The organism is Tenacibaculum sp. MEBiC06402, assembly GCF_049239625.1.
In the GTDB taxonomy this organism is placed as follows: Bacteria; Bacteroidota; Bacteroidia; order Flavobacteriales; family Flavobacteriaceae; genus Polaribacter.
This window is the reverse complement of the sequence record NZ_JBMKKT010000096.1, coordinates 1-1,951: the sequence shown is the minus strand read 5'-3', so window position 1 is coordinate 1,951 and position 1,951 is coordinate 1. Positions and strand designations below refer to the sequence as shown.

Here is a 1,951-nt window from a genome sequence, read left to right as displayed (position 1 = left end):
GAAACAACGGAAAAGAACTCGCGTCCTTTTCCCGCAAAAAATCATACACAAATACGTTGTACACCATTTGAAAAAAAGCATTTGTAATCATATTGACCTTTATCGAATTTTTGTCATTTGGACAAGAAATGGAACCGAATTCGATTAAACCAAGCGAATTGGATAGTGTCTATGTTCAAGCATTAAATAGCAGATTTGACCTTTTACTATCAAGCGGATGGAAATATATCGAACTGAATGAAAACGGAAAACGGATTTCCAAACTGAACGTATCTGACCGATACAAATTCTTGACCAATGAGGAACTAATTGACTTGTCAGTTAAAGAAAAAAAGACAATTCGCGTTTTGCGTCTGACTCATAAAATAATCGGAATTGACACAGTTGACGTGAATTTTGGAATTGTAAATGTTACTGGAAAGCGAAAAATTCATTTCAACAATGGACTGAAATTTAAAAAAGCGGATTTTGCATTAGACTGTGGCGGAACAAATGGCTACTTCCCTGATATGAGATTTGTGTTTGACCGAAAGAAAAATAGTTGGGAATTAATAGATGGAAAATATAAAATCCCAACTGAATAAAAAACGGTGTACAACAATGTATAACCGCAATTACGGCGGATTCGACTACGTCCGAATCCACTCGGAATTGCTAAGGCTAGTGCTTAACCCAAAAATTATCGCTAACTTTCCCGTAACTGACAGTTATACTAGACCGTTGTGCATAAGCTAAAAAAATGAAAATACTGATTATAACATTCCTCCTAACTTTTGCTTCTTGCCAATCCCAAAATTGTAATTGCGAAGGATTTATTGATTGGAAATCTGACAAAATAGTAAATGTATACTCAGACCCTTCTGGAATTACAAAAGTAGCGGAATTACAAAATGACATGCAGAATGAAGACTTTTTGACTTTTACGATTCTCGAATCGAATCAAGACTATTTTAGAGTTCAAATTAAACGTGAAATGAGTAAGAAACGAATTTCTGGCTGGATTAAAAAAATAAAAGAAATAGCTGTTTATGACAGGAACTACTCTGGAGCTGAAAATCTGAATTTATATTCTGAACCAAATATTAATTCTGACGTTAAAACAGCTATTGCAGAACATCAGACTGATTATTATACAATCAAAGATTGTAAAGGGAAATGGATTTATGCCTATCAAGAAAAAAATGGAAAAATCTTAGAGGGCTGGCTCGAACCGAATATGCAATGTCCGAATCCATACACAACGTGTAATTAATATAATAGGCCAATGCACAACAAGGTATATAATTAATTGCGGCTGAATTTCCTCTCAGGAAATTCAATCTTATTAATTATCTTTCAGCAACAACGGAAAAGAACTCGCGTCCTTTTCCCGCAAAAAATCATACACAAAAACGTTGTGCGCAAGCTAAAAACTAACTGAAATTGAAAAAAAAGATAATTATAGGATTTTTTGCTTTTATAATAGGAATTATAATTTCTCAATATTCTTATTCCTTTTTAAGAGAGCTAATTCAAAATATTTTCCTTTGGTCTACTTCTAACAGAATTAAATTTATAGGAAAGAATTTTCATCTTTTCGGAGGCGCTTTTTATTCTTTGAGTGTAGGATTTTCATTCTTGATTTTGATTCTTGATAATCTGAAAAAAACACTCGCTGACTATTTAAAAAAAATAATAATCACTCTCTTGATTTTCGGGATTATAATAGTTGGATTTTCCTCATTAGACGCTAATTTAAAAATTGTGGAATGTACCGCTTGTGATGATGGAATTAGAAAATTACGTTGGAACGAAATAAACTATGGGCTGATTTTAGGTTTGAGTGCGATAATTGCAATTATACCTAGCCTGATTAGAATAATTAAACGAATAATAAAACCAGCGCACAACAAGGTGTATAATTAAATGCGGCTGAATTTCCCCGGCGGAAATTCAATCTTATTAATTATCT

The 1,951-nt window shown here is 32.9% G+C and carries 3 protein-coding genes; all 3 read left to right on the top strand.

Going from position 1 to position 1,951, the window contains the following annotated elements:
- Positions 1–128 precede the first annotated feature (128 nt).
- Positions 129–584: a hypothetical protein gene (locus tag ACOSP6_RS09675; RefSeq protein WP_422092318.1), complete on the top strand. Its 456-nt coding sequence runs from the start codon at positions 129–131 to the stop codon at positions 582–584.
- Between the two features lie 155 nt (positions 585–739).
- Positions 740–1,252, top strand: coding sequence for a hypothetical protein (locus ACOSP6_RS09670; RefSeq protein WP_422092319.1), 513 nt, complete (start codon positions 740–742; stop codon positions 1,250–1,252).
- 170 nt (positions 1,253–1,422) lie between these two features.
- Positions 1,423–1,905, top strand: a complete 483-nt coding sequence (locus tag ACOSP6_RS09665) for a hypothetical protein (RefSeq protein WP_422092884.1) — start codon at positions 1,423–1,425, stop codon at positions 1,903–1,905.
- Positions 1,906–1,951 lie beyond the last annotated feature (46 nt).